Annotated in this window: 15 protein-coding genes; 4 read left to right on the top strand and 11 right to left on the bottom strand. The window is 64.7% G+C overall.

The features are described from left to right. Positions 1-116: 116 nt before the first annotated feature. From ACMGDH_RS18110 to ACMGDH_RS18090, 5 genes are all read right to left on the bottom strand, one after another. Positions 117-1142, bottom strand: coding sequence for an oxidoreductase (locus tag ACMGDH_RS18110; protein WP_436829387.1), 1026 nt, complete (start codon positions 1140-1142; stop codon positions 117-119). Positions 1143-1218: 76 nt separating this feature from the next. Then, positions 1219-2571 carry a Gfo/Idh/MocA family protein gene (locus ACMGDH_RS18105; RefSeq protein WP_436829386.1) on the bottom strand — a complete coding sequence of 451 codons (1353 nt, stop codon included), beginning with the start codon at positions 2569-2571 and terminating at the stop codon, positions 1219-1221. Further along, the gene (locus ACMGDH_RS18100) at positions 2568-3752 is read right to left on the bottom strand and encodes a Gfo/Idh/MocA family protein (protein WP_436829385.1); all 1185 of its coding nucleotides are present in this window, start codon (positions 3750-3752) and stop codon (positions 2568-2570) included. The genes ACMGDH_RS18105 and ACMGDH_RS18100 overlap by 4 nt, the downstream gene beginning before the upstream one ends. 23 nt (positions 3753-3775) lie before the next feature. Beyond that, positions 3776-4222, bottom strand: coding sequence for a cupin domain-containing protein (locus ACMGDH_RS18095; protein WP_436829384.1), 447 nt, complete (start codon positions 4220-4222; stop codon positions 3776-3778). Positions 4223-4326: 104 nt separating this feature from the next. Further along, positions 4327-5679 carry an MFS transporter gene (locus tag ACMGDH_RS18090; RefSeq protein WP_436829383.1) on the bottom strand — a complete coding sequence of 451 codons (1353 nt, stop codon included), beginning with the start codon at positions 5677-5679 and terminating at the stop codon, positions 4327-4329. A gap of 253 nt (positions 5680-5932) precedes the next feature. Here ACMGDH_RS18090 and ACMGDH_RS18085 point away from each other — a divergent pair, with 253 nt between their 5' ends. After that, the gene (locus ACMGDH_RS18085; protein WP_436829382.1) at positions 5933-7408 is read left to right on the top strand and encodes a L,D-transpeptidase family protein; all 1476 of its coding nucleotides are present in this window, start codon (positions 5933-5935) and stop codon (positions 7406-7408) included. Between the two features lie 14 nt (positions 7409-7422). Continuing rightward, entirely contained in the window at positions 7423-7746 is a 324-nt protein-coding gene (locus ACMGDH_RS18080) for a hypothetical protein (RefSeq protein ID WP_436829381.1), read from the top strand. Positions 7747-7768: 22 nt separating this feature from the next. Here the strand turns inward: ACMGDH_RS18080 and ACMGDH_RS18075 are convergent, their stop codons facing one another. From ACMGDH_RS18075 to ACMGDH_RS18060, 4 genes are all read right to left on the bottom strand, one after another. Further along, positions 7769-9262: a tryptophan halogenase family protein gene (locus ACMGDH_RS18075; RefSeq protein WP_436829380.1), complete on the bottom strand. Its 1494-nt coding sequence runs from the start codon at positions 9260-9262 to the stop codon at positions 7769-7771. Beyond that, on the bottom strand, positions 9259-10290 hold the full coding sequence (locus tag ACMGDH_RS18070) for a cupin-like domain-containing protein (protein ID WP_436829379.1): 1032 nt from the start codon (positions 10288-10290) through the stop codon (positions 9259-9261). Before ACMGDH_RS18070 ends, ACMGDH_RS18075 begins: the two co-directional genes overlap by 4 nt. 5 nt (positions 10291-10295) lie before the next feature. Beyond that, the gene (locus ACMGDH_RS18065) at positions 10296-11018 is read right to left on the bottom strand and encodes a SapC family protein (protein WP_436829378.1); all 723 of its coding nucleotides are present in this window, start codon (positions 11016-11018) and stop codon (positions 10296-10298) included. A gap of 134 nt (positions 11019-11152) precedes the next feature. Continuing rightward, on the bottom strand, positions 11153-14293 hold the full coding sequence (locus tag ACMGDH_RS18060; RefSeq protein WP_436829377.1) for a TonB-dependent receptor: 3141 nt from the start codon (positions 14291-14293) through the stop codon (positions 11153-11155). Positions 14294-14669: 376 nt separating this feature from the next. Between ACMGDH_RS18060 and ACMGDH_RS18055 the strand changes: the two genes are divergently transcribed. Next, positions 14670-15587: a DMT family transporter gene (locus tag ACMGDH_RS18055; RefSeq protein ID WP_436829376.1), complete on the top strand. Its 918-nt coding sequence runs from the start codon at positions 14670-14672 to the stop codon at positions 15585-15587. A gap of 19 nt (positions 15588-15606) precedes the next feature. Here ACMGDH_RS18055 and ACMGDH_RS18050 read toward each other — a convergent pair whose 3' ends face one another. Further along, a complete protein-coding gene (locus tag ACMGDH_RS18050; RefSeq protein ID WP_436829375.1) occupies positions 15607-16851 on the bottom strand; it encodes an MFS transporter in 1245 nt (414 codons plus the stop codon). Between the two features lie 11 nt (positions 16852-16862). Continuing rightward, entirely contained in the window at positions 16863-17759 is an 897-nt protein-coding gene (locus ACMGDH_RS18045; protein WP_436829374.1) for an amidohydrolase family protein, read from the bottom strand. A 211-nt stretch (positions 17760-17970) separates the two neighbouring features. Between ACMGDH_RS18045 and ACMGDH_RS18040 the strand changes: the two genes are divergently transcribed. Next, on the top strand, positions 17971-19434 hold the full coding sequence (locus ACMGDH_RS18040) for a Gfo/Idh/MocA family protein (RefSeq protein ID WP_436829373.1): 1464 nt from the start codon (positions 17971-17973) through the stop codon (positions 19432-19434). Positions 19435-19874: the final 440 nt, after the last annotated feature.

Genomic DNA, 19874 nt, shown 5'->3' with positions numbered 1-19874 from the left:
ACCGGGCGCGAGACTGGTCCAGGACAAGCCATTGTTAATGCACCGATACGCGCTTGACTATACCGTCTAAATACCAGGCCGGAGCTTGGCTGTTGGAACGCGCCGACACTGCGACTTCAGGAAAAGCCCAGCCGACGCCCCTCTCCGGCACTCCGGCGCGCAAGTTCGATCAGCTCGAGCCCCGTCAGCGCGTCTTCGGGGCGCACGGGTGGCGGACCGCCTATTCTAATCGCCTCGGCGACGCCGGCGTAGAAGCGGCGATAGTCGCCGCGCTCGGAAACGATCGTCTCGCGCGTACCGTCGCCGAGCGTGAGCACGCCCTGGATCGACGGATCTTCGATACCGTGCGCGGAATCGGTGACCTTCCCGCCCGCTCGCACTGCGGCTTCCTGCGGGTCGAGGCCGAACTTCACGAAGCTCCCTTCGCGGCCGTGAATGCCGAAGCGGGGCCGCGGTGAGGCAATCAGCCGCGAAGAGGAGAGAATGGCGCGGCGCTCTCCATAGTGGAGCGTGAGAGCGAAATAGTCGTCCACTTCGCCGCCCACCCGCTGGACGGCGAGATCGGCGCTGATCGCTTCAGGTGTGCCGAAGAGCAGCAGTACCTGGTCGATCATGTGCGAGCCGAGGTCGGGGAGCTGGCCCGAGCCGGCAGCGAGCGATTCCTTCCAGGGCTGCGCAAGCTCGGGGCGGAAACGGTCCCAATGCGCCTCGAACAACAGCACCTCGCCCAGCCGGCCGCTTCCAAGCAACTTGCGGACCGTGAGGAAATCGCTGTCCCAGCGGCGGTTATGGAACGGAATGACCAGCCGGCCGCGCTCCGCCGCCAGATCGATCAGCTGCCGGGCCTCCTCCACGCTGTTCGCGAACGGCTTGTCGATCACCACATGCTTGCCGGCCTGGAGCGCTGCCCGGGCGAGCGGGAAATGCGTGTCGTTCGGCGTTGATACGATGACCAGCGCGATGTCCGGATCGGCGATCAGCGCCTCGGGCGTGGTCACCGCCGCGTTCGGATAGCTCGCCGCGACGGCCTCTGCCTTGCGCGTGGCGACGGCGACGAGATCGAGCCCGTCCACCGCCGTCACCAGCGGTGCGTGGAACGCAGTCCCGCCGAGCCCGAAGCCGATCAGTCCGGTGCGGATCATCTGTCTCTCCCCTTAGCCTGGCCGAGCCCGGCTCTATGCTGGCCGGGCGGCGATTCCAACCGCAATGGGGAGCGGATCAGATGGCGTATCGCGCGCGCTGCGGCCGACTGAGCATCGCATTAGCCTCCTCGTCGCCGATGAAGCGCTCGACCTTGGGATCCCATTTCAGCCGCCGTCCGGTCTTCATCGCCGTCCAGTGCAGGAGGCAGGTCGAGCAGCCACGATGGCCGACCTCGGCCGGCGCGCTTACCGGAACGCCGGTGCGAATCGCGTCGAGCCAGTTGCGGTGCTGCTCGGGCACCTTGAGCAGATGCACTTCATTGGGGCCGATCACACTGGTCAATATCTTGGGATCGCTGGCGACGAGCGGGTCGATCTGCGCACTGGAGGGATCGGAAGGCGTCACCGCCCCGCTACGAGTCACGAAGATCCAGCCGCGATCGCCGATGAACTTCACGCCGTTGGGCAGCGCGCCGGAAACCTTCATCGTCACGCCATTGGCATAGCGCGCGTGCGTCTCGAACGCACCGTGCACGTCCCACAGTCCGCTCTTGGGGAACTCGGCCTTGCCCCACACCTCGACCGGTCCGGAATGCTCCATGTCCATGCCCCAATGGGCAGTGTCGATATGGTGCGATCCCCAGCCGGTGATCATCCCGGCGCCGAACTGCTCGCAGCGCAGCCAACCCGGCCGATTCTCGAACGAGTCCTGCGGATGGACGCGCATTTCGGTGTAATAGACTTCAGGAGTGGTGCCGAGCCATGCATCATAGTTGAGGTTGCGTGGGATCGGCATCGCGGGCGCCTCCGGACCCGAAGGATCGCCTGGAAGCCCCACCTCGACATGGCGGAGATTGCCGATGCGGCCGTTGCGGACCAGCTCGCAGGCACGATGGAACTGCGGCCAGGGCTCCTGCGCGCGCTGCTGCGAGCCGATCTGAAGCACCCGGCCGGACGCCTTCACTGCATCGGCCATCGCCCGCCCTTCGGCGATCGTCAGCGCGGCGGGCTTCTGGAGATACACGTCCTTGCCCGCCCGCACCGCATGCACGGCCTGCGGCGCATGATGGTGATCGGGCGTGGAGATCAGGACGGCGTCGATCTCCTTGCTCGCAAGCAGCTCGCGATACTCTTCGTACATTTTCGTCGCGGAATAGGGCTTGCCCGTCTTCGCCGCATAATGCGCATCGACCAGCTCCTTGCCGGCGCCGAGGCGGATCGAATCGACGTCGCATACGGCGACGATCTGCGCGTCGCTGTGCTTGAGCACTTCCTTCATGTCGTGCCCACGCGAGATCCGCCCGACGCCGATGGCGCCGATCGCGATCCGGTTGGATGGGGCGTTCTGCCCGAACACGCTGGCCGGGACGATCATCGGCGCAGCAACTGCCGCGCCAGTCTTGAGAATGCCGCGTCTTGAAAGCTTCATCTTCTCTCCCCCGCTCGGGCCGTGACCGGCCGCGTCGCGTTCTTCTGCGCCGTCAGCACCAGCTCGGCGGCGAGCAGCGCCTGGTCCTGATCCTGTGCGATCGAACTGCGCTCGACGATGTCGGTCACGAACTGGGGGCCGAACGGCAGATGGACCTTCGAGCAATCGATGTATTCGACGCCCTTCTTGTCGGCGACGAGCAGGTGGTTGCCCCCCGGCCGCCCGGCGATGTCGACATATTTGCGCAGCTCGATGTAGCCCTCGGTACCGAGCAGGAAGAGGCGGCCGTCACCCCAGGTCGGCAACCCGTCCGGCGTGAACCAATCGACGCGGATATAGCCGGTGCCGCCGTTGCCGGTGGCGATCATGTCGCCGAAATCCTCGAACTTGGGCTTGTCGGGGTGGTGGAGATTGCCGGTCTGTGCGGCCACGACGTGCGCGCTGGTGGAGCGGGTGTAATAGAGGAACTGATCCGCCTGGTGGCTGCCGATGTCGGTCAGGATGCCGCCGTAGCGGGCCTTGTCCCAGAACCACTCCGGGCGGCTCGGCGCACTGATGCGATGAGGGGCGAGATTGACCGTCTGGATCACCTTGCCGATCCGCCCCTGGTCGACCAGCTGCCCGGCATGGACCGCCGCGCGCACCTCGAGCCGTTCCGAATACATGATCGCGAACTTGCGCCCGGTCTCCTTCACTGCGCGCCGCACCTCCGCGAGCTGTTCGAGACTGGTGATCGCGGGCTTGTCGCCGAGATAGTCCTTGCCTGCACGCATCGCGCGGATGCCGAGTGGCGCGCGCAGATCCGGAATCGGCGCGCCGGCGATCAGCTTGATCGACTTGTCGCCAAGGATCTCCTCCTCGCTGCGCGCAAGCCGGACTCCGTTGCCGTAGCGCTTCTGGAATAGCGCAATCTGCGCCGGATCGGTGGCAAAGAAGGCTGTGGGCGTCCCGCCGCCGCGGATCATCGCGTCGGTCATGCCGTAGATGTGCGCATGGTCGAGCCCGATCACGCCGAAGTTTATCCGGTGCTTCACGCCGGGCTCGGGGCCGGCGGGCGCCTGTGATGCCGACGGGGCGTTACCCTGAGTAGTGGACTGCGCGAAGGCCTCGGCGGGCAGCCCCGACATCAGCCCGGCCATGCCGGCTCCCATCAGCATCGAACGGCGGTCGAACGGGTCCATGCAGCTTCTCTCCCTGATCTCATTCAGTTGCTCGGCGTGGCTGGAGTCTTCCAGTTGATCACGTGATAGGTCGCAGGCGTGTCGCCCACATTGCGCAGCGCGTGCGGCGAATTGGAAGCATTGAAGATGACGGAGCCGGGGCCAAGGCGCTTCCGGCTTCCGCCGTTCAGCACCTCCACGGTGCCTTCGCGGACGATCACCAGCTCTTCGTTGGGATGGGTGTGCGGCGGGTGCGAGGCCAGCCCGGGATTGAGCGTGGTGACATGCATCTCGAGCTCGTCGAGCGTCGCGGTGGGCTGGCGGACGAGATCCCGCAGCGCTCCCACCTCGGTAGGTTTCGCGTCGAGCTTGGCCCAGTCCCACACGGCCGGGCCGAGCACTGGCTTCTGCCCTTGGGCGAAGGCACCGGCGGCGCAGGTACACAGCGCCGCTCCAAGCGCCACCGCAACGTCGCGGCGCGTGATTCGCATGGCTCTCTCCTCGGGCGGGGTCCGCCCCGCTGGAAGGAGCTTAGCTCAAAGCGGCGCCGCGTGAAGCCCCATTTGTCTGAGAATATTGTCCACGCCGCCGCGCCTCAGTGAATCGACGGCCCCAGCTCGTCCTGCCCGCGTAGTACCCGTGCCCGGCCTGCCGCGATCGCAAACAGACAGAGCACCAGATAGCAGGCGGCGGGTACGATCAGCGCAGTCGAATAGCTGCTTGCGTCAGACACGCGGCCCACGAGCAGCGGCAGGAATGCACCGCCGATGATCGCGGTGCAGAGCAGCCCCGAGGTCGCTTCCTCGCTCGCGCTCGAACGCTCGAGCGTGAGAGTGAAGATCACCGGGAACATGATCGAGTTGAACAGCCCGATCGCCAGTGCGACAAACCCGGCGGTCACGCCGCCCACCGCGACGACATAGAGGCACATCGCCGCGGCGATCGCAGTGAAGATCGCGAGCAGCACCGAGGCGCGGAACATGGCGAGCAGCGCCGATCCGATCGCGCGGCCGACCATCGCGCCGAGCCAATAGAAGGCGACTGCCTTGCCGGCCTCCTGAAGCGAAACACCCGGCACGCCGTCGCTGCCCATCGCGAAGCCGAGCAACGGGACCCCGAATGCGGCATCCGACTGGCCCCATACCGCGTCCGAATTGAGGAAGAGCGCCATCTGGGTGCCGATCGCCACTTCGGCGCCGACGTAGAGGAAGATCGCCAGCCCGCCGAACAGCGCCCAGCGTGACGAGAAGGCGTCGGCGATCAGGCTGCCGATGCTGCCGCGCGCCGCGGCCGAAGGTGCGGGCGCGGCCTCGGTCACGATGCGGCGGCTGAGATAGAAGAACACCACCAGCGCCGCGATGAGTCCGCAGATCCAGAAATAAGCCGAGTCGATCCCCGCGAGCGCGTCCGCGCGCACAGATTCGGTGATCGCAGTGCCTTCCTTCACTTCGAGCCCGCGCAGGAACAGATGCGCTCCGAGCAGCGGCCCGAGGAAGGTGCCGAACGAATTGAAGGTCTGGCTGAGCGTCAGCCGGAGGTGGCTGTACCGCGGATCGCCGAGCGCGGCAGCGAGCGGGTTCGCCGCTACCTGAAGGATCGTGATCCCGCTCGCGAGAATGAACAGGCCGAGCAGCACCAGCGTGAACACCGCCACATTGGCCGCGACGAGCATCACCAGGCAGCCAACGATCATCGTACAGAGGGCGACTAGGATCGTGGGGATCGACTTCAGCCGTGCAAGCAGCGCCGCAGCGGGGAAGGACATGACGCCATAGGCCGCGAAGAAGGCGGAGGCGGCGGCCTGCGCCTGGAAATCGGAGAGGGTGAAGATGCCCTTCACGGCGGCGACCAGCGGATCGATCAGCGAAGTGATGAAGCCCCAGGCAAAGAAAAGCGTCGTGACCGCGGCATAAGCCAACGTTGTCTGGGTCGATCTCGTACTGGCCAAAACTGCTCTCCCGTAACCTTCCTGTCGGTGCCCGCGTCGCTCGATTGGAAGCGGGCCACCGGCTGGCGCAGCGTTCCATGCCGCCTTTCCGCGCGCTTGAGAAGCTGTCCGGGGAGCATTTTCCGCCGTCCCGGCTGCGATCGTCAGGCGAGTTTAGGCACAGTTCTGGCATTCGCGCTCGCACTTGGCGCGCGAATTCGCCTATTAGGGGCTCGATTCAGGCGGATAGCCGCCGGAGAAGGAGAAGTTACTGGTGCGAGTGAGTTTGGCACGTAGCGGCGCGGCGATTGCAGTCGGCATCGGTCTGGCGGCAGCCCCGGGCAACGCGCAGCAGATCACGCCGCAGCCGGTTCCGACCGTGTCGACGGTCCAGAGCGTTCCGGTGCCCGCACCGGTGCAGCCCATCCCGCTTCCCACACTGAACACGTCGCAGGCGGAGCAGCTCGGCAAGATGCTCGCCGATGCCTCGTTCGCCCAGGGCCTGCGCCACGACGGCAGCGTGCCGCCCGCGCCGCAGGGAAACGACGCGCTGGTCCGCGCCGCGCTCGACTATGCTCGCGCCGTCCATTCGGGCCGGCTCGACACGAGCGACTTTCAGGAGGATTGGGGCCTGCGCCCGCAGCCTTATGACCCGCTGCCGGCCTTTGCGGACGCCGTGAAGCGCGACCGGGTCGCGCAGTGGATCCGTTCGCTCCCGCCGCCCTGGGCAGGCTATGACGGGCTCCAGAAGGGTCTGGAGACCTATCGCACGATCGACGCGAACGGCGGCTGGACACCCCTCCCCGCCGGACCCGACATGGGGCTCGGCGCCACCGGTCCGCGCGTCGCGGCGCTGCGCACGCGGCTGGCCTTCGAGGATCCCGAAGTCGTCGCAGCGGGCAGCAAGTTCGATTCGGAGCTCCAGGCGGCCGTCCAGCGCGCGCAGCGTCGATATGGCCTCAATCCCACTGGCGTGGTCTCCACGCAGACGCTCGCCGCGCTCAACGTCCCGGCGCGCGACCGCGTCCGCCAGATCATGGCGAACATGGAGCGCTGGCGCTGGCTGCCGGCACAGCTCCCCGCCAAGCGCATCCAGGTGAACATCGCGGCTGCGGTGATGACCGTGTTCGAGGGCGATGCAGCGATCTTCTCGATGAAGGCAGTCACCGGCCGGCCGGGCAACGAGACGCCGATGCTCCAGTCGATGATCCACTCCATCGTGCTCAATCCGCCCTGGAACGTGCCGACCAGCATCGCCACCAAAGAGCTCTTCCCCAAGGGCACGGCCTATCTGACGCGCAACAACTACAAGATCATCGGCACCGGCGCCGGCCGCCGGCTCCAGCAGCAGCCAGGGCCAAGCAGTGCGCTTGGCCTGTACAAGTTCGATTTCCAGAACCCCTATGCAGTGTATCTGCACGATACGCCGAGCCAGTCGACCTTCTCGCGCTTCAGCCGGCTCGAGAGCCACGGCTGCGTCCGGCTCGAGAAGCCCGACGAGCTTGCGCGCCTGCTGCTGCGCGATGACCCTCAGTGGCAGCCCGAGCAGATCGACGCGGCGCTGGCCAAGGGCAAGACGCTGCGGGTGCCGCTGAGGCCCGAGGATCAGGTGGCAGTCTATCTGCTCTACTGGACTGCCTATGCGGGCGCAGACGGCCAGATGAATTTCCGCGCCGACCCCTATGGTTGGGACAAGACACTCGCGGCCAAGATCGAACGCCGCTCGGCGCTCACCGCCGCGCAACGCTGAAAAGGGAGGAACCGTTGAATATCAAGCGCATCGCACACCTCGCCGCCGCCGCTAGCGCAGCACTCGCTCTCGCCGCCTGCGGAGGCGGCGCCGACGAGGAGCAGCCCGCACCGAGCAATGTCGAGACCATGACGATCCCCGAGCCGGGGAACATGACCGAGCTTCCCGAGGAAGCGCCGCCCGCCGCGCGGATCGACAACACCGCTACAGACGCGATCGCCGCGCCCGCACCGGAAATCGCCCCGACCGAGCAGGTCCAGGACGACGCTGCCGCGACAGGCATGACCGCACGCGTCTCGCGCGACGAGGGCGGCAACGAGGCGCAGCCCGCCGAATAAGCACGGCGCGCGGCGTTCCCCTTCAGTCGGCGGGTGCCGCGCAATATTCGCGAAGGAACTGCTCATGGGCCGGCATCCGCGCCACCGCGGCGCCGATATCGGCCCTGAGCTTGTCGAGCGCCCCGCGCAGCTGATCCGCCGGCATCATCCGTGCGAGCTGATGGAAGCTGCGCGGGCGAAGCCGCTGCCCCATCAGCACCTGCACCCAGGAATCGACGCGGAACAGGTCGTCCGAAGCCTGATAGGCCTGGGCACCGTCCCGAAACAGCGCGATCCGCTCGGCCAGCGTATCCGGTATCTCCATCGTCCGGCAGCGCTGCCAGAAGGGCGAATCGTCGCGCTCGGTCAGGTGGTAGTGAAGGATGATGAAATCGCGGATGCCCTCAAGCTCGCGCGCGGAGAGCTGGTTGAAGCGCTCCACCACGGCCTCGTTCACTCCACCGAACGGGAAGAGCTGGATCAGCCGGGTCACCGCAACCTTGAACAGATGGATGCTGGTCGATTCGAGCGGCTCGATGAATCCGCTCGACAGGCCCAGCGCAATGCAGTTGCGGTTCCACGCCTTGCGGCGGCGGCCGGTTCGGTAGCGGATCAGCCGGGGCTCGATCAGCGGTTCGCCGTCGATCTCGCGCAGCAGCTTCGCTTTGGCCTCCTCGTCGGACATGAACTGGCTCGAATAGACCAGGCCGTTGCCCACCCGGTGCTGGAGCGGGATGCGCCAGCGCCAGCCGGCTTCGTGCGCGATCGCGCGGGTATAGGGCACCGCGGGCCCGGTCGAGCGCGTCTGCACGGCATAGGCGCTGTCGGTCGCGAGCCAATGGGTCCAGTCCTCGAACCCGGTCTCGAGCGTCTGCTCGATCAGCAGCGCGCGGAAGCCGGTACAGTCGACGAACAGATCGCCTTCGACGCGCTCCCCGGATTCGAGCACCAGCGCCTCGATGAAGCCGCTGCCTCCATCCTGCTCGACGCGGGCGATCTTGCCTTCGACGCGCCTGACGCCTGCCGGCTCGGCAAGGCGGCGGAGGAAGCGTGCATAGGCAGTGGCGTCGAGATGATAGGCGTAGTTGATCTCGGCACCTTCGCCGCAGAAGAACTTCTCCGCCTCGCCCGCCTGCAGCTCGAAGCAATAATCGGCCAGGTCGCCACCGAAACCCTGTTCGCGCGCGCCGAGCCAGAAGTGGTGAAAATCCGCCATCCAGGTCGATTTGCGGCCGATTTGGCCGAACGAGTGGATATAGCGATCCCCCTCCCCTCCCCAGTTCTCGAACGCGATCCCGAGTTTGAACGTCGCCTGGGTCTCGCGCATGAAAACAGGCTCGTTGATGCCCAGCAGCGTGTGAAAGCTGCGTGAGGTGGGGATTGTCGATTCCCCGACGCCGACGGTGCCGATCTCGTCCGATTCGATCAGCGTGATCTCGATCAGCGGTCCAAGTTGCTTCACCAGCGCTGCCGCCGCGACCCATCCGGCAGTGCCGCCACCGGCGATGACGACGCGCTTGACGATCTGTTCGCTCATCGATTCAACCTGTTCAGGAGTTGCGCGCGCAGCCGCCGCGCTGCGATTTCATCGAGCACACCGAGCTGTCCGCGAGCATGTTCGGGAAGGTGCGCGCCCGCGCGATCGGCAGGCCCGAAGATGTAATAGTCGAACAATGCCTTCCACCCGCACTTCTCATGCTCCGGACGATCGCGCAGGCTCAGCAGCGCGTGGAGCAAGGTCGTATGGGGAGTATCGATGAAGCTCGGCGAAGTGTTCCACCAATAATTGATCATCGCGTTGAACGGATCGAGCGCCTCGACCTGATGCCACCACAGAGCCGGGTAGATCAGCGCGTCGCCCGGCTCCATCTCCGCCACCTCGGCTGCCGCAAGCGCCTCGGCGAAGCCCGGATATCGGGCGAGGTCGGGTGCGTCGAAATCGACCATAGAGACGACTTGGCCGGCAGGCGTCAGATCGAACGGGCCGGGATAGAGATTGGCGACCTGATCGGGCGGAAACAGCGTGAAGCGCCGATGCCCGACCAATGTGACCGCGATGTTGTTCGACATGTCGAAGTGCGCGCGCGCAGTGGTCCGGTTGCCGATCCAGATACTGACCAACGGCGGATATTCCACCAGTTGCGGATCCCCGAATGGCAATGCAGCCTGCGCGCGAAGGCCCGGCAGATACTGATCGATATCTGTGGAGCCGATATAGATCGCCGGTGCATCGGGGTCTCCCAGGCCGGCGAGAATCTGGTCCAGATAGCCGGACAGCGGCCCGCGCTCCCTCGCGAAATTGAGCGCGGTGCAATCCTCGGTATACCCGAAACGGCCCCCGATCGCCGGATCGCCAACATAGGCGGTGACGGGACGGCCGCCGTCGAATTGCTTGAGCCAGGCAATCGCGGAGGCGGGGCCTTCGAGCCCGACAGCCACCAGCGGCACGTCGCGCGCAATCCCGCGCAAGATCGCGGGGCGGCCATCGGCGATGAGATCGGCCACCGGCAGGCTGCGTGCGTCCGCCCCCTCGATCACGCGCGTGCGGCGAGTGACGTCAGGCATCGCGATCAGCCGGTTGGCTCCAGCAGCTTTTGCTTGCGTGCAATCAGCTGCTGGACGTTGCCGAGCGATGCCGCGGCCAGAATGGCAAGGCGCAACATGCCCGAACGGTGCAGCCGCTCCAGCGGCTCGCCGGTGAGGGCGGCGAGCCGCTCGACGTCGATCACGAGCACGTCTGGCACGGTGTACCGGCGATCCTCGCTCACGTCGACGGTGAGCGTCACTGGAGTCAGCAGCCCCGCTTCATCGAGCGCAGCATAGAAGCCCGGGGCGCTTTCCATCTCTTGATAAAGCAACCGCAGCACATTGGAAATATGGTCGAGATAGAGCGCATTACCACCATGCTCGAGGAACAGCGGCAGACCGTTAGCGTCGCCGACGCGCGGATCGTCGATATCGACGTGGATCATCGGCTCGCCAGGCGCTCCGTCGGCGGACGTCCGCGCGATACCGATCGAAAACGGACCGCGCCGATGCATGGCGGGCACATAGCGGCTCGCCCATCGGTCGCCAGACAGGAACAGGTTTTCGCCGCGGTCAAGTCCCAGAAGTGCATATGCCTGGAGTCCGTTCTCGCGACGCCGGAATATGATTGCGAACTCGCGTTGCAGTTCCTCGAACTCGGCGGGGAACACGAGCGCCTGATTGGTAGCGTCGCCGAATTCGACGCCCGCTCTTGGGCTGACGCGCAGATCTGCATGATCGATATTGTTGATCTGTACAGGGTTCATTCGCTCCGATCCTGTTTCTGCTCAGGTCTAGCAGCGCCACGCGATCGACAAAAAAGAAAAAGGCCGCTGCTCAGCGCAGCGACCCTTCTCCCCCTTTTCCGGGAGGGAGCCAATGGCTCCCTCCCGAATTCGGTTCAGAAGCGATAGCGCGCGCCGAGCCAGAAGCGCGGCTTGAGCTCCTGCACATACACCAGGTTGGTCTCGGTGCGGGCATATTGACGGAACGGCTCGCTCGTCAGATTGACCGCCTCGAACGACACCGCGAACTCGGGCGTGATGTCGTAGCTGATGTTCGCGTCCAGCGTTCCGAAGCTGTCGGTGAACAGCGGGTTGCGGTTGCCGCCTTGGTTGACTGCCGACAGATATTTGTCGCGCCAGTTGTACGACACGCGAGCCGAAAGGCCTCCCTTGTCGTAGATCGCGGTCAGGTTCGCACTGTCACCCAGACCGGTCAGTGCGAAGACGTTGACGTTCGGATCCGCATAGGGGTCCACGTTCACGTCGCCGGACACCATCGTGTACGATGCCGAGAAGCCGAAGCCTGTCTCCCCGAAGAAGTGCGTCCAGGCGAATTCGAAACCGTGGATGTTGCCTTCGCGGTTGTTGACCGGGCTGGTGATCGCGAAGTTGAACAGCGGATCGTTCGGACCGGCGACGATATCCACCGCCGTGGCGAGGTTATTGTAGAACGCCGTGCCGAGGCCCACGCCCGGCGTGTAATTGGCCTGGAAGGCAGCCGTCGCGGCGGCCTGGTTCCCGTTGTTCTGCTGCAGAAGCGCAGTGTAGGCGAACAGGTTGATGTCGCTCACCGGGATGCCGTTGGTCCGGAGATAATCCAGCGCGATGCCCGAAAGCGTGCCTGCAGCGCCCGAGCTCGGGTCGCGCAGCCCGAACAGACTCCCTTCGGTAACCTGCGTGCCGATGAAGTTACGGACGTTCTTGTTGAAGAAGCCGATCGAGACGAAGCTGGAAGGCTTATAGTACCACTCGAGCGACACGTCGAAATTGTCCGACTCCAGCGGCAACAGCCCCGGATCCTGCACAGTCGCGGGCGCGGCTGCCGCACCCAGCGCCGTGGGACGGTTCGGGGCGTTTGCCGTGACCGACGCGAACAGGTTGCCGTAATCCGCGCGAGCCAGCGTCTGGCTGAACGAAGTACGCGCAATCACATTGTCGAGCACTTCGATGTTGAAATCGAGTGACGGCAGCAGATTGTCGTACTTCGCCTTGACGGTCACGCTGTCACCGGCAGGGCCGCCGTCAACGTAGAGATCGTTATCGGCCGCCCAGCGGATCGCCTGCGGCACCGACTGGACTGCGATTGAAGTCACTCGGGTCTGCTCGTAGCGGACACCGATCAGTGCGTTCGCACGACGTCCGGCGATTTCGCCGGCCCATGCCAGCTGGCCGAAGACCGCCCAGGTCTTCTCGCCCACCGTATCGTCCGCCGTGCCCTGCAGCGCGATACCCCTGCCAGGCTGGTTCACGTAGAAGGGGGAGAAGATGTCGAGGAGTTCGACGGCATCCCCGCGGAATGCGACGAGCGACGACCCGGTCGAATTCGGATTATAGCGGTCGAACTTGCAGGTCATGCAGAAGGTCTTGACGAGATCGCCAGCCATCTGGCTCACCAGACCGGTATCGGTGATGCCCCAATCGCCCAACATCTGCTGCGTGTTGGAAGTCGTCGACCGCATCTTCGAATCGACATAGTCGCCGCCGAAGCTGAAGCGGCTCCCTTCGCCCAGATCCCAGTCGAATTCCGCGCTATACTGGTTGATACGCGCTTCCTGCTCCGAGGTGATCGTACGCGCGATCTGCGTTCCCATATCGCCGATATCGAGCAAGCCATTGCAGTTGCCGCCACGGCCACCGTTCGTCGCTGGGCAGTCGTTGATCGTCTCCGACTGCTGCGGGAATCCGGTGGTGTAATCGACGCGGTGAGTCGAGCGGACCGGCGCACCGATCGAGATCGTCGTCGCGGACGAGCCGTTCGCATTGTCAGGGCTGGTCGTGGATTTTGAATGGTTCGCGTCGAGCGTCAGCGAGAGGGCGTCGGTGAAGTTCCATTTGACGTTGCCGCCGATCGCATAGAGTTCGGTATCAGTGGCAAATCGCTGTTGCTCATACCCCTTATCCGCCTGCACAGCCTCTGCCAGGATGACAGCGCTCTGCATGTGCTCGTTGTCGTCGAAGGTAACGTCGGTAAACGGCCGCTGGAACCAGTTGGTCTGCTCGCTACGTTCGTCGCTCAGCGTGTTCCGGGCATAGAGACCGTCGACTGTAATCTCCAGGCTATCCATCGGCTTGAACTGAATGACCGCCTGGCCGTTCAGGCGCTCGCGGCGGTTCTCCGAGAACTGATAGCGGCTGTCGTTCGGGATCTGGACATACGGAGTCGTCGGAGTGTTCGTAATGTTCGTCGTGGGGCTGATGTACGGCCCCTCCGTGTTGAGGAAATCGGCCAGGGGCACAATATTCCAGTAATTCGGATTGGACTGAATCGATGTCGACTCACGCAGCTGATAGCTGCCGAACACCGTGACGCCGAAGGTCTCAGCCTCGTTCTTCCAGTTGATCAAGCCGGAGACTTCGGGCGTGATCTTGCTCAGATCGCCCTCGGCATCCTCGACAGTAGTGTCATAGAGCGCCTTGGCGCCGATCGACCCTGACAGGCCGTCCTCGCTCGACTCAAGCGGACGACGCGTGACGACGTTGATCGCTGCCCCGATGCCACCCGAAGGGATGTTAGCGCGGCCCGTCTTGTACACTTCCAGCCTGGAGACGCCCTCCGACGCGAGGTTCTGGAAGTCGAACGAGCGACCGGTGCCACGCGCGAAGGCGTTGCCGGTGCTCGTGTCGATGCTGGTTGACGGAAGTTGGCGGCCGTTCAGAGTCACCAGGTTGAAGCCGCCGCTGAAGCCGCGGACCGCCACCTGCGAGCCTTCGCCATTGGCGCGCGTGATCGACACGCCGGTGATACGCTGCAGCGACTCGGCCAGGTTCGTGTCGGGAAACTTGCCGATGTCCTCGGCCGAGATCGCGTCGACAACGCCGGCGGAATTGCGCTTGATTGCGATCGCTTGGTCGAGCGAAGCGCGAATACCGGTGACGACAACTTCGTCGGTCGCCTGATCCTCGGCGGGTTCGTCTGCCTGCGCCTGTGCGCCCTCAGCAACCTGCGCCGCCGCTAGGCTGGGCGTCAGGAAGCAGGCTGCGATCGCTGCCGCAGATGCCGAACGCGCAAAAATGGATGTCCGCCCTAGGTTTCTCATATCTCCCCTCCTCACTGACGCGATGCTGGGCACGCGCTCTGGCTGTCTCGAGACGATCTTTCGCCGTCGATGTTAACGCTATCACCCTGTCCTGCGTTGTCAACATGCAAGCGGCAAACTGTACGCTATTTCGACAAACGGATATTCCACCTATACTTCATTTACTTGCGGACAATTGTGCGCCGCACAAATGAGCGGACTGTTGCGCGCTCGTCACACCATTAATTGTCAGCTAATTCGACTTAGATTCCACTATATGAGAGAAACCGGTTCCAGGATTCGCGTGCAACCGGTTTCAAGAATCGCCCGTGATTCTCCCGTGATTCAAGCACCTGACCCCTCGCCTTCGGCCGAGAAACTGCGCATTGGGAGCCGCATGCCCAGGCCCCGTCCGCAAACCGCCGCCTATGTCATGCTCGCAGTCGTGATGCTGCTCTGGGCGGGCAATACGATCGTGGCGCGCGCGGTGCGTGCCGATATTCCTCCGCTCACGCTGGCGCTGCTGCGCTGGACCGGCGCGCTGTTGATCGTGAGCCCCTTCGCGCTACGCCATGTGGTGGCCGAGCGCGCGGCGATCGCGCGCGGGTGGTCGCGCATCCTGCTGCTGGGCCTGCTCGGCGTCGCCGCCTTCAATGCCTTCCTCTATTCGGGGCTGCGCTACACGACTGCGAGCAACGGGATGCTGCTCCAGGCGGCGATCCCGGCGCTGGTATTAACGGTCGACCTCGCCCTCTTCCGCATCCGCCCCGCCGCAGCCAGCGTCGCAGGTGTAACGCTCTCGACTCTGGGGGTGCTCGTCATCGTTTTTCGTGGCGATACGTCGGCGCTTGCGCGTGTGGCGTTCAATCGCGGCGACGCACTGATTCTGTGCGGCGTGCTTTCGTGGTCGTTCTACACCGCTCTCCTCAAGCTACGCCCACAACTCCATCCGCAAGGCTTTCTGTGGGTGACCTTCGCGATCGGCGTGCTGACGATGCTGCCGCTCGCCGCTACCGAATGGAGGGAGATCGTCGCGATCCGCTGGCGGCCGGAGACGATCGCCGCGGTCGCCTATGTGGCGGTATTCCCCTCGGTGATCGCCTATGCGCTGTTCAATGCGGCGGTCGCTTCAGTCGGCGCGGCGAAATCAGGACAGGCGATCACGCTCATGCCGCTGTTCGGCGGTTTTCTGGCCGCGGCGACGCTCGGCGAGCCGCTCCACGGCTATCATCTTGCCGGAATGGCGCTGATCTTGGCGGGTATCGCCGCATCGGTGATCGTCGGGGCGCGCAAGGAACGCACCCCGATTCCATAGGGCCTCCCAGGGCTTCGAGCTATGCGGCCCGTTCGGCCTCGATCTGCTCGAGCGACTTGCCTTCGTTGCGCGGCGCCCAGATCATCCCGATCACGCCGGAAGCGGCCAGGAAGCCGGTAAGGATCCAGGCGAGCGTGGTGAAATCATAGGCGGCGAGCGTCGGTACCGCCAAGCTCCAGATACCAAGCCCGACGCGCACGATCGCAAAGGTGGCGCCCTGCGCCGTCGATCGGATCGCGGTCGGGAAGAGCTCGGCCGACCAGAGCTGGAAAAAGCTCTGCGCGCCGAACCCGCCGGCGATGCCCATGATCACGATGTGCGCGATGACGACCTCGAGCTTGAACCCGAAGATCGCCAGCAGCGCCATGCCCACGACGTGCAGCACGGCCGAGATGCCGAACAGCGTCCGCTGGTTGACCTTGTCGGACAGCGTCATGAAGATGCCCAGGATCGAGAACATGCCGATCAGGAAATAGCTCGCCGGCAGCATCGTCGCGGTCCAGGCCGGCAGGTTGTTCTGCTCGATCAGATAGGGCGTGAAGAAGCCGTTATAGCCTGCCCACAGGTTCCACAGGCCGTACATGGCGGCGAGGAAAACCATCGATCCCAGATAGGCCGGGCTGAACAGCGCGCGCCAGTTCTCGCGCAGTGCCTTGCCCCCGCTTTCCGCCTGGCTTTCTTCCCAACGCTTCGATTCCTGCATGCGCGAGCGCAGGAAGGTCAGTCCGATCGCGAGAACCGCGAGGTGCGCGAACAGCCAGCGCACCCCCGTGATTCCCCAGGGCTGGAGGAAATAGGCGGAGACCAGCACCGCCACCGGGCCCAGATACCAGAGCAGCTGCGCCACGCCGGAGTGCGCCCCGCGCTTCTTGTCCGGCGCCTGCTCGGCGATCAGCGACCAGGAGGCGGGTATGTCCGCGCCTACCGCGAGCCCCACCAGCACGAAGCCGAGCACGATCATCCACGGCGCGCTGGCGAAGACCAGGAACAGCATGCCGAACGCGTAGAACAGCATGTCGTACTGGTAGATCTTCTTGCGGCCGAACTTGTCGCAGAGGATTCCGCCGATCAGCGCCCCGACGCCGGCCGAGATCGCGTTCGCGCTGAATGCGCCGATCAGGCCGATGAAGGTGTCGCTCAGCCCATATTCGTGCTTCCACAGCGCGAGCGCCACCGATCCGGCGACGATCGATCCCGCGTCGATGTAGTTGGCCAGACCCGCCAGGATGGTGTTGCGCCAGTTGTTCTCTTCGCCAGCGGTCAAACCTTGTCTCCTCAGACGTCCAGCGCGAGCCGGTAGATGCGATTTGCGTTGCGGGCGAAGAGCGACCGGCGCTCCGCCTCGGTGAAGTCGGATACCGCGTCGGCGAGCATCGACAGCGTCGCGTCGAAACTGCCGAAGAGCCGGTCGGTCGGGAAGTCGCTCGCGAACATCGCTCGGTCGGTGCCGAACAGGTCGATCGTCGCCAGCGTGCGCGCGCGCACCGCCTGGGCATCGAGCGGGCGGAACGCGAAGCCCATGCCGGAAATCTTCACCGATACATTGGGAAGCGCCGCCAGCGCCTTCATGCCGCTGCGCCATTCCTCCTCGCCGTCGATGCCCATGCCGGCGTGGTTGATGATCACCGGGATTTCCGGATGGCGCTGGATCAGCGCGGCGAGGCCGGCGAACTGGCCGGGATAGGCCTGGAGGTCGAAGGAGAGCCCGTGCCTGCCGAGCAGCGCGAAGCCGGCCTGCCAGGCTTCGTCCTGCGTCAGGTCGCGCGGCGTATAGGTGCGGCGCGGGTCGCGGTGCCAGTTGACGATGTGGCGGATGCCGCGGACGTTGGGCCGTCGCGCGTGCTCGGCCAGCAGCGCGTCGGCTCCGGGGTCATCGAGCGCCGCGAAGGCGACGATGGCGTTGGGCATGGCCTCGCGGTCGGCCAGGTCCTGCAGCCAGTCGGTCTCGTCGAGCGCCTGCGCCGCGTCGGCGCCCGCATCGACATGCACCATGCCGACGACGTTCCAGTTCGCGGACTCGCGGCGATAGTCGTCGAGCAGATAAGGCGCGGCAATCGCCTCGACGCTGCCGTTGGGCCCCTCCTCGGAGAAGGGAGGCGTCAGCCAGGGATATCGAATGCGCGAAAGCTCCCAGAGGTGAACATGCGCATCAATAAACAACACCCCCTCCATTTCCCCTCCTTTGCTTCCTCATCGCACGCAGGCAATGTCGGCGTTCTATATTCTGGAACCGTGTATTATGAGATGAGATGATCCACGTCAAATCGTGCAGCGCTGTTCGTCGCAACGCTTCTCCCATAATGTGACGAACGATTGCGCATGTTGGAGTCCCTGCTACAAACGAAGCTGGACAGGGCAAGGCTCGCCAGCTTGGGGATAGAGGATGCAGGCTTCCGAAGGAACGGCCGTTGGCCGTCGTGACGTGATGAAGGGCCTTGCCGCCGGTATGGCCACCGCTGCGGCGCTGGAGGGGGCGCCTGCGATGGCGGCAGCACCCGGACGCAAGCGTTATGCAAGCATAGGCTGCGGTAGCCGCGCACGGATGTTCCAGAACGCTATCTGGGGGCCGCACAAGGGCGCTGCCGAGCTCGTCGCCACGTGCGACGTCAATCCCGGACGGCTCGACTATGTCGCTGCACGCGCCGCCCAGGCCGGTGCCAAAGCGCCCAGGCCTTATCTCGCGATCGACTTCGACAAGATGATCCGCGAGCAGAAGCCGGACGCCGTGATCATCACCACGCCCGACGCGTTCCACGACGAATATATCGTCCGTGCGCTCGATGCCGGCTGCGACGTCATCACCGAGAAGCCCATGACCACCACCGCGGAAAAGGCGCAGCGCATCCTCGACGCCGTCAAGCGCAGCGGCCGGCACATCCGCGTGACCTTCAACTATCGCTATTCGCCCTTCCGCACGCAGATCAAGGAGCTGCTGATGGCAGGCGAGATCGGCGACGTGCTGTCGGTCGATTTCCAATGGCTGCTCAACACCGTCCATGGTGCCGACTATTTCCGCCGCTGGCACTCGAACAAGGCGGTCTCGGGCGGGCTGATGGTGCACAAGGCCACGCATCATTTCGACCTGGTCAACTGGTGGCTTTCCGACCTCCCGGTCAGCGTGACGGCAATGGGCAAGCGCGAGTTCTACACGCCTGCAACCGCACGGCGGATGGGGTTGCAAGGGCCGCACCAGCGGTGCCGCACCTGTCCGGAGAAGGACAAGTGCAGCTTCTATTTCGACATCGGCGGCGATCCGGGCCTCAAGGCGCTCTACCTCGATAACGAGAAGTACGATGGCTATTTCCGCGACCAGTGCGTGTGGCGCGAGGAGATCAACATCGAAGACACGATGAACGTGGTCGTCGGCTATTCGGGCGGCGCTTCCCTTTCCTATTCGCTCAACGCCTTCAACGCCTGGGAAGGCTATCACGTAGCCTTCAACGGAACGAAGGGCCGGATCGAGCACAGCGTCGTCGAGGAGGCGCTGGCCGCGGGCGCGAGCCGGCAGCAGGAGGATGACCGCATCCAGACGCGCGTCATCCCGTTGCGCGGTGCGCCGCGCGTGATCGCGCCACGCACCGGCGAGGGCGGGCACGGCGGCGGCGACGCAGTGATGCTCGCCGACATCTTCGAGCCCGACGCGGCGCGCGATCCGCTGCTCCGCTCGGCCGATGAACGCGGCGGCGCAGCCTCGATCCTGGTCGGCGTGGCAGCCAACCGCTGCTTCGAGACCGGCCAGCGGGTGAAGATCGCCGATCTCGTCACCGGCCTCGAATGGCCCGACTATCCGAAGATGCCGAGCCGCAAGGATCCGGTGCCGATGCCGCAGGGCACTGCCCCGGTCTGATCGACGCCTCGCTCTACTTCCCTGCGCGCCGGCGGACGATCCACGATCCTCGCCGGCGTAATTCCGTTACACGAGTTTTGACTCTTTTCACGGAAACGCGATTGATTTCGCAACTTTACTACCCATCCGATGCAAGCGACGAAGAGCGTGCCCTCCGACCCGGTAGAAACGGGAAGCAGGTGAAATTCTACATTGCGAGGGAGAAGGTAAGGCATGTCGATAGGCGGGCGCGAAAACGCGCCGTTTGCAGTCAAAACTGCCGGATCGAGATATAGCTGGATCGGAGCGATTGACGCGCATCGATGCGCGACCGTCCTTCCAAGGCGGAAGGAGGACATGTGAATGGGTTTTTGTTTCCGTGTTATGCGCACTGGCTGCAATGCCTGGCGGCGACCTACTCTTCCATCGCTTAGGCGATAGTACCATCGGCGCAGTCTGGT

Source organism: Sphingomonas radicis (genome assembly GCF_051400635.1).
Lineage (GTDB): Bacteria > Pseudomonadota > Alphaproteobacteria > Sphingomonadales > Sphingomonadaceae > Sphingomonas.
This window is presented reverse-complemented; position numbering and strand designations above follow the sequence as displayed.

What these genes read in the sequence shown, in the direction of transcription:
- ACMGDH_RS18045 (WP_436829374.1), bottom strand. Translation starts at nt 17,759, where the DNA reads ATGGAGGGGGTGTTGTTTATTGATGCGCATGTTCACCTCTGGGAGCTT.
- ACMGDH_RS18095 (WP_436829384.1), bottom strand. Translation starts at nt 4,222, where the DNA reads ATGCGAATCACGCGCCGCGACGTTGCGGTGGCGCTTGGAGCGGCGCTG.
- ACMGDH_RS18060 (WP_436829377.1), bottom strand. Translation starts at nt 14,293, where the DNA reads ATGAGAAACCTAGGGCGGACATCCATTTTTGCGCGTTCGGCATCTGCG.
- ACMGDH_RS18070 (WP_436829379.1), bottom strand. Translation starts at nt 10,290, where the DNA reads ATGCCTGACGTCACTCGCCGCACGCGCGTGATCGAGGGGGCGGACGCA.
- ACMGDH_RS18040 (WP_436829373.1), top strand. Translation starts at nt 17,971, where the DNA reads ATGCAGGCTTCCGAAGGAACGGCCGTTGGCCGTCGTGACGTGATGAAG.
- ACMGDH_RS18110 (WP_436829387.1), bottom strand. Translation starts at nt 1,142, where the DNA reads ATGATCCGCACCGGACTGATCGGCTTCGGGCTCGGCGGGACTGCGTTC.
- ACMGDH_RS18065 (WP_436829378.1), bottom strand. Translation starts at nt 11,018, where the DNA reads ATGAACCCTGTACAGATCAACAATATCGATCATGCAGATCTGCGCGTC.
- ACMGDH_RS18100 (WP_436829385.1), bottom strand. Translation starts at nt 3,752, where the DNA reads ATGGACCCGTTCGACCGCCGTTCGATGCTGATGGGAGCCGGCATGGCC.
- ACMGDH_RS18055 (WP_436829376.1), top strand. Translation starts at nt 14,670, where the DNA reads ATGCCCAGGCCCCGTCCGCAAACCGCCGCCTATGTCATGCTCGCAGTC.
- ACMGDH_RS18105 (WP_436829386.1), bottom strand. Translation starts at nt 2,571, where the DNA reads ATGAAGCTTTCAAGACGCGGCATTCTCAAGACTGGCGCGGCAGTTGCT.
- ACMGDH_RS18075 (WP_436829380.1), bottom strand. Translation starts at nt 9,262, where the DNA reads ATGAGCGAACAGATCGTCAAGCGCGTCGTCATCGCCGGTGGCGGCACT.